The following is a 418-nucleotide window of genomic DNA, read 5'->3' on the forward strand; positions in this document are numbered from 1 at the left end:
GAAACGTGGGCGCCTCTGGCTGAATGACGGTTCGTGCGTAAGACTTCGGCCAGCGCACAAGGGCCATGTCTGGTCATATGACTTCGTGCAGGACCGCACCCATGACGGCAAGGTGTTCCGCATGCTGTGCGTCATAGATGAGTTCACCCGCGAATGTCTCGCCATCCGCGTCGAACGCAAGCTCAACTCGCGTGATGTGCTCGACACGCTGGGCGAGCTGTTCGTGCATCATGGCCCGCCGGAGCATATCCGCTCCGATAATGGCCCCGAGTTCATCGCCACAGCTCTACGGGACTGGCTGGCACGTATCGGCGTGAAGACGCTCTATATCGAACCGGGAAGCCCATGGGAAAACGGATACTGCGAAAGCTTCAACTCCAAGCTCAGGGACGAGTTGCTGGCGAGGGAGATCTTCTAT

1 pseudogene is annotated in these 418 nt (G+C 58.6%); it reads left to right on the top strand.

Annotated elements, in window-relative coordinates:
* Positions 1–418: pseudogene (locus D1227_RS17165) on the top strand (DDE-type integrase/transposase/recombinase); the annotation flags it as partial.

Source organism: Henriciella mobilis (assembly GCF_003576315.1).
Classification (GTDB): Bacteria; Pseudomonadota; Alphaproteobacteria; order Caulobacterales; family Hyphomonadaceae; genus Henriciella; species Henriciella mobilis.